Here is a 7,609-nt window from a genome sequence, read left to right on the forward strand (position 1 = left end):
AGAATAGGATGAAGAAGAGAATAATATTTGCTACATTGGCTATAAGTGCGGTACTTATGACTGCAGCTTGTGGAAAAGTAGAAGAGAAAAAAGATATGAATTTGAATGAAGACATAGCTGTTTCACAAGAAACCCATGAAGCTGAAAAAGAAAAAACGAATGAAGATAGTTCTGCTGATATAGATATATTTGAAGGATATAGAAAGATAGAAGTAGATGGTGGCGATTTATCAGGAAATAGAGAATCAAAAGTTGTTGTTGATATTGGATTTGGTGATAGAGAGTATTATGCTTTTACAAATGAATATGGTCAACTAGTAAAGGTAGTTGCTGAAAAAATTGTATTACAGGATGATAAAAAAGAGAAAGTTCTATCAACAGGAAGATATTATAGAGATGAAGCAAAGGTTCCAGGTGTAGAAAGTAAGACATTAGACGAGGGACATATTATAGCTGATTCTCTAGGTGGAGTATCAAATGCTTACAATATAACACCGCAAAACAGCACATTAAATAGGCATGGCAATCAAGCATATATGGAAAAAGCTATCAGAGAAGCTGGTGGATGTACGGATTTTACAGCTATAATTAGTTATCCAGATACTAATACACAAATACCAAGTCATTACAGTTATACTTACACACTAAATGGAAATGTGATAAATGATGAGTTTGATAATATTAATAGCGATGATGCTAATAAGGAAATAAACAAAGCTGGCAAGAAAGAAAATGAAAAAATATTGATTGAATCTCAAAAGAAAAAATCTGAAGAAGCTGCTAAATCTGTAGAGTCGTCAGATTCTGATGAAAATAAAGCTGTGGTAGATGAATCGAAAACACCAATAGTAGATATTATTAAATTGGACAAGAAAGCAGAAATCATTGAAATAAAAAATACTACAGATTCAGAGATAAATCTTAAAGGCTGGAAGATAGTTTCAGAAAAAGGTAATCAGTCATTTGTTTTTAAAGAATACGTGTTAGAGGCAGGAAATAGTGTTAAAATAGGAGATTCAAATAGAAATGAAAATATAGATTTACATTGGATAGATGGAAAAGGTGTTTGGAATAATACGAAAAGTGATCCAGCGATTTTATATGATGCAAATGGAAAAGTAATAGATAGATATGATAACTAGAGAAATAATTGTATCGATTGAAATCTTATGTAGGATGGAAAAAGTATATTTTATAAGAAGGTGGAAAAATGATAAATAGAATAAATTTTGAGGATATTTCAGATGGAAAAACATATGATATAAATGATTTAGTCAGAGCAGATGCTGGTGGATGTGAAGGATGTAGTGCCTGTTGTCATGGAGTTGGTGATCTTTTTTCGTTAAATCCATATGACATTTATCAGATAAAAAAGAATTTGAATGTCTCATTTGATGAATTAATTGAAGACAAGATAGAATTGGTATTAGAAAAGAAATTTAGATTACCGCATTTGAAAATGTATGGTGATGATGAAAGATGTTCGTTTTTGAATCAAGATAATAGATGTTCTATACATGAATATAGACCAGATGTATGTAGATTGTTTCCACTAGGTAGAGTTTATGAAAAGAGGGATTTTAAATATTTTTTACAAAAAGGAGCATGCGTCAAAACTAAACTTGGAAAGGTAAAAATAAAAAAATGGCTTAGCATTGATAATTATAGTGAAAATAAAAAATTCATATTGATGTGGCATGGCATAGTCAAAGCTCTTGAGTTTAGATTGAAATTTGTAAGAAGTGATGAAGAACTTGAGGCTATAGGGAAAGATTTATTAGATACATTTTATCGTATTGATATATCTGAGAGTGAAGATTTTTATGAAATGTTTTTTGATATAGTTGAAGATGCAAAGTCAAGACTTGGAATAATTTAAAATTAACCTTCAAAAATAATTAATTGATCTATAAAATATGGATTTTAGTAATTATTTTTGAAGGTTTTTTATTTTTTTTTTTTGATTATCTTTTCTGATTCAAAATAAATCAACTTGTGTAGAAATTGTATTTTTTTTGCAAATAAAACGGTGAATGGTAGTTAAATGAAATGGAAATAGAGGAAAATGTTGGCTAAATCACATTTTATTAATAGGTTTTTAAATATAATATTTGCCATTAATTTAGACGTGTAAAATTTTGCAATAGGATAATTTAATTGCGATAAATTAATGCTTGCAATTAAATAAATACCATGGTAATATTAAATCACGCGATAAGATAACGTGCGTTGACACACGGTGATAACTATTGACATTAAAGATTGCATGTTGTAAATCGCGGCTTTATTTTAATAAAGTTTGGCCAACTTTCATTAAATCTTATTAAGATATGAGGGGGTGACATCATGGTAAAAGACTTAAACAAAAAAGCTGCTAAGAATACTGAAGCAGAAGAAAAACAGCTTAAAGAATTAGAAGCAAATGCAGGTGATGGATATTGTTTCTTAAGATTCTAATTGAGAGTTAATAGAATTAATTGATGAAATGTCATTAGGAAGTAATTTATCATGGAATTAGTGTTTAATCCAAATAAATTATACCTAATGGCATTTTAAATATAAAATAAATTGCAAGTTGAGGAGAAGATTTATGAAAGAATTTTTTGAAAATAATTTTAAAGATGCCAGACCTTTAGACACAATAAATACTATTAGAAAGCTACTAGGAAATTGCGGATTGAATCCAATTGAAACGAATTGGAAATCGTCATCTAAAAATTATCATTCGGTACACCTTAGAATTCCAGAATTAAATATGTTTTCAAATGGAAAAGGTATAAATAGAGAATTAGCGTTAGCTAGTGCTTATGGTGAGTTTATAGAACGTTTTCAGAACCAAGCGATGTATAGAGTTAGTATAGAATTTTCACAAAATGTGGAAGACGCATATGGATTTTATTATTCGCCAGATGAAAATTACTATAGTATTGATGAATTGTTAGAAGGAAAAAGAGACGAGCGGGTGTTTATTCCTGATTGCGCACAAGTACATATAGATGACGATAAAATAGATCAATGGTTGTTATATAGTCCAAAGTGTAAGAGAGACAAAATATTGGCAGTTCCATATTATAATGCAACAGATTGTAAGATAGAGGATATTCCGATAGCAGCACTGTCACTTTTTTATGGAACGAATGGAATGTGTGCAGGGAATTCGCCAGAAGAGGCTCTTGTTGAGGGTATAGCAGAGATTTTTGAGAGATATGCTATATTAGAAGTTTTGGAAAATGGAGTTATACCACCTACAATTCCAAGAAGTTTTTTGAAAAATTATGCTAGACAATACGCTATGATAGAAACATTAGAGGAAATGAGTGGATATGAAGTAATAGTAAAAGATTGTTCGTTAGGAAAAGGACTACCAGTTGTTGGAATAATAATAGTGGATAAAAAATTACAGAAATACGTTTGGAGCTTTGGCTCACATCCTCATTTCGATATAGCACTTGAAAGGACACTTACTGAATCACTTCAAGGTAGTGACTTGTTCAATTTTACGAAACTTCAAGATTTTTCATATATTAAAAATGAAGAAATAAATAGTAAAAAAAATAAATTGGAGATACTTAGATGCGGGCAAGGAGTATATGATGCTAAGACATTTTCAAATAAATTTAGTTATGAGTTTAGGCCTTTTGAAAAGCTATATTTTGAGTCTAATAAAGAAATGCTTGATTTCATGATTGGAATTGTAGATTATATGGGAGAAAAAGTATATATTAGGGATGTTTCTTTTATGGGATTTCCAAGTTATCATGTAGTTATTTCAAATATGGCAGATATATTAGATCCAGATGATACCTTTGTGCAAAAAACACTCGATGAGATGAGCGTAAAGTCAATTGTTAGAGATCTAGATTCATCTTCAAAAAATGATATAGAAACAGTATTAAGTTATGTCGAAAGGTATTTTGATTCAGATGAAGATTCGCTTGGAGACATAATAGGAGCGCCAGTGAATCTTATATTTCCGTGGTATAAAATTACGCGAAGATTATTTTTGAGTACATTGTATTGGCGACTTGGGAATAAAGCAAGTTCATATGAAGAGATATCAAAATATATTGAGATTGTGTCTGAAAAGAAGGAAATGGATAGTGAAACATTGACTTGGTATAAGTGTATAAGAGATTATATGGGAACAAGAATAAAAGAAGAGCCCAAAGATGATGCATTAGAAGTAATGAAGCTATTTTATGAAGAAGAACTAATATCTTCTGTTGTAAAGTATATAGATAATCCAGAAAAGTTGTTTAAAAATTACAGCAAGATAAGTTGTTGGGATTGCGAAAAATGCAATTTTAGTAGTTATTGTAATTATAAAGAACTTGAAGAGGTTCATTTAAGGATAAAGAAAATCTATAGCAAAAATATGATAAATCAATTTAGTTTGAAAGATTTGTTTACTGACAAATAAAAGTTTGGCAAGGAGAATTGTATGTGTGGAATTTCAGGATTGATTTCAATAGATAAAATAAGTGAATATGAAACTTCGAATATGAACAAGATAAACCAAGAACTAGAGATGCGAGGTCCAGATCATGTAGGTGCTTGGATGAATTTGAGTGGGACTGTTAGGCTAAATCACACAAGATTATCAATAGTAGATAATTCATCAGCAGGCAGTCAACCGATGCGATTTGACCACTTGTGTATAACGTTCAATGGTGAAATATATAATTATTCGGACATAAGATCAAAGCTAAAGAATAGCGGGTATAAATTCGAAACTAGAACAGATACTGAAGTTATGCTTAAAGCATATCATCTATATGGAACAGCATGTTTAGTTAAGTTTGATGGGCAGTTCTCTTTTGCTATATGGGATGAGAAGAAAAAAGAACTATTTATTGCGAGAGATAGATTTGGTAAAAAACCGTTTTATTACACTATCAGTGATAATAAATTTAAATTTTCTAGTTATTTACCTAGTTTAATAAAAAATGATAATCAAAAATTAAGTATTAACAAAACTGCTATAGATTTTTATTTTAGATTGGGGATAATACCAGCACCTCATACTCCATTTTTGAGATATCAAAAACTAGAAAATGGAGTTGCGGGTATAATAAAATTAGAGAATAATAAGTTAAAAATGAATACATGGAAGTACTATGAGCTAGAATTTGAGACAGAAGGCAGTGAGGTTTCTGAAAATAAAGCTATCAAGGAAACAAAAAATGCAATAGTTGAGGGTGTGGAAAAACGATTAAATACAGATGTTAATTCTTGTGTTTTCTTGTCTGGAGGACTAGATTCGTCTTTGATAACAGCTATAGCATATAAAGAACTCAATGTTAAAATACCAACCATTGCAATTGGTTTTGAAGAGACATTTGGGAAAAGTGGAGATGAGTTCGAGTATTCAGATTATGTTTCTGATTTATTTGGAACACATCATACAAAAAATAGAATTAGTAATGAATTAGTTTTAAAAAATATAGAAGATTGCTATTTGAGAATAAATGAACCTATGTGGGGATTTGACATGATGGGTCATTATCTAATGGCAAAATCTATAAAAAATAAATACAAAGTTGCACTTTCTGGTATGGGTGCAGATGAAATGTGGATGGGATATAGTTGGCATAGAGAAATGACAAAGTATGATATGTCAGCAGAAAAATTGTTTTCTATATTTATTCAAAATGATGAATCCCTTTCGAAATATTGTAGCGATGAGGTATTGGCAAATAGTGATACAAATGATTTAGTCAAAAAGTATTTCGAGGCATTAAATGGACATAAATGCGATGAATTTGAAAAAATATTGCACTCAGAACTCAACTTATTTTTGCCAGAGGATGCTCTTAAGAGATCAGATAGTACAACCATGAGACATGGTTTAGAAGTAAGAGTGCCATTTTTAGATAGTGAAGTTATAAATATTGGAAGGAAGATACACCATAGCTTAAAGTGTAAACATGGAATAGATAAATATATAATAAAAAAGATATCTGAAAGTTATTTTTCAGATAGTTTTATACACCGAGAAAAGGGTTATTTTCCAGTAGCTCCACTACAGTATCAGTCAAAAGAAATTTTTGAATTTATGAAAGAAATATTGATGGATGAGAAATCAAACTACTATAAACTATACAATAAGACGTATATTTTGGAATTACTAAGTAGAAAAACTATCACTACACGAGAAAAGTATATTCTCTGGAAGATAACTTGCCTAGAGTGCTGGATTAGACAATTTAGTGGAAATAATTGAGTTAGGAGAAACGCTATGAATGTTGAGCAAAAGCAAAAGCTAAAGGAGACTTTTAATATTGCGGCTAAGGAATATATAAATAATGAGTATTTTAATGAATTTTGCGAAAATCTTTTTGGGTTAAATTTGAATCAATATAATCATTTGACAAAAAAGCAGTTGGACTTTTTATTAAGTAATATGATGAAAGACAAAATAGCTAATATTCTTGATTTAGGTTCTGGTTCTGGAATAATAAGTGAGTATGTATCGAAGTCATTAAGTGCTAAAGTTACAGGGATTGATTTCGCCGATGTTGCAGTCAAAATGGCTAATGAAAGAAATAAAAGTAATGCTCTAATAAATTTTTTAGAAATGGATTTTGATGAACTCACATTCCGCGATGATGAATTTGATGCAGTAGTTTCCATAGACACTCTCTATTTTTCATCAGATTTACATAAGTTAATAAAGCAACTTAAACGAATAACAAAAAATGGTGGGAAATTGTATATATTTTTGACTACGATATCAAATGGCAAAATTGGTGAAGAGATAGATATAAAGAAAATTTTAAGATGCGAAAAGTTAAGTTTTTCATTTACTGACTTTACAGAGGATGAGAGAAGGTTTTGGACTAATCACAATAGAGTTATAGAAGAAATGCGTAGAAAATATTCTAATGAAAATTTATTGGAAGAATTATATATAGAGGGTGAATATCTCTTGAAGTATATAAGCGAAAATAAAGTTTCAAGAGGTTTTTATATGGTAGAAAATAATGCTAAGAGAACGTAATGCTTGAAGAATGGAAAGCATATTCGAATGATGAAGAAAAGTATTGCTAAAAAGTGAAAATGGATATTCAAAAATAAATATAGAGATTGAGAATAGCTTTTTTGTTGTAAAAAAATAGTATTTTGAATGTTAAGGCTCTGCGGAACGAAATTATTAGTTCTAGTAGAGCTTTTTATTATTAATGGGTATAAATATAAAAAAGGCGGTGATATTGTGAAAAGGATGATTTTATTTTTAATTATAACGTTAATACTAACTTCATGTGCTAATACAAGTAATGATAATTATGAGGATAAGTCAGTTAAATCAAAAATAGAAGAAACAAATGAAACAACTATAACATTTGATGAAAATGAAGAGAGTATTTTAGAAGAGGAACGAGCTCAACTTTTGGACAATGTTTTTAGTGGAGGACCACCTCCAGATGGTATACCACCCATAGAAAAGCCTAAATTTGAATCAATAGAAAATGCTGATAAATGGTTGAATGACTATGACAGAGTATTTTTATATGAAACAAAGACAAATACTTATTTATTTCCTCAGAGAGTGTTAGTTTGGCATGAAATAGTAAATGTGAAAGATGTTGATGATGAATATGCTATGACG

At 29.8% G+C, this 7,609-nt stretch carries 6 protein-coding genes; all 6 read left to right on the forward strand.

What is annotated here, in order from left to right; genetic code table 11:
• Positions 1–1,142 (forward strand): lamin tail domain-containing protein (locus tag N4A40_00790; GenBank protein ID MCT4660365.1); only part of this gene is annotated, 1,142 nt, incomplete at its 5' end.
• A gap of 68 nt (positions 1,143–1,210) precedes the next feature.
• Positions 1,211–1,879: a YkgJ family cysteine cluster protein gene (locus tag N4A40_00795; GenBank protein ID MCT4660366.1), complete on the forward strand. Its 669-nt coding sequence runs from the start codon at positions 1,211–1,213 to the stop codon at positions 1,877–1,879.
• A 711-nt stretch (positions 1,880–2,590) separates the two neighbouring features.
• Positions 2,591–4,420, forward strand: coding sequence for a YcaO-like family protein (locus N4A40_00800; protein MCT4660367.1), 1,830 nt, complete (start codon positions 2,591–2,593; stop codon positions 4,418–4,420).
• 21 nt (positions 4,421–4,441) lie between these two features.
• The gene (gene asnB / locus N4A40_00805; protein MCT4660368.1) at positions 4,442–6,223 is read left to right on the forward strand and encodes an asparagine synthase (glutamine-hydrolyzing); all 1,782 of its coding nucleotides are present in this window, start codon (positions 4,442–4,444) and stop codon (positions 6,221–6,223) included.
• 15 nt (positions 6,224–6,238) lie between these two features.
• Entirely contained in the window at positions 6,239–7,000 is a 762-nt protein-coding gene (locus tag N4A40_00810; protein MCT4660369.1) for a class I SAM-dependent methyltransferase, read from the forward strand.
• A 222-nt stretch (positions 7,001–7,222) separates the two neighbouring features.
• On the forward strand, positions 7,223–7,609 hold a 387-nt coding region (locus N4A40_00815), incomplete at its 3' end, for a DUF3179 domain-containing protein (GenBank protein ID MCT4660370.1).

This window comes from Tissierellales bacterium (genome assembly GCA_025210965.1).
In the GTDB taxonomy this organism is placed as follows: Bacteria; Bacillota; Clostridia; order Tissierellales; family JAOAQY01; genus JAOAQY01.

What these genes read in the sequence shown, in the direction of transcription:
- N4A40_00810 (MCT4660369.1), top strand. Translation starts at nt 6,239, where the DNA reads ATGAATGTTGAGCAAAAGCAAAAGCTAAAGGAGACTTTTAATATTGCG.
- asnB (MCT4660368.1), top strand. Translation starts at nt 4,442, where the DNA reads ATGTGTGGAATTTCAGGATTGATTTCAATAGATAAAATAAGTGAATAT.
- N4A40_00800 (MCT4660367.1), top strand. Translation starts at nt 2,591, where the DNA reads ATGAAAGAATTTTTTGAAAATAATTTTAAAGATGCCAGACCTTTAGAC.
- N4A40_00795 (MCT4660366.1), top strand. Translation starts at nt 1,211, where the DNA reads ATGATAAATAGAATAAATTTTGAGGATATTTCAGATGGAAAAACATAT.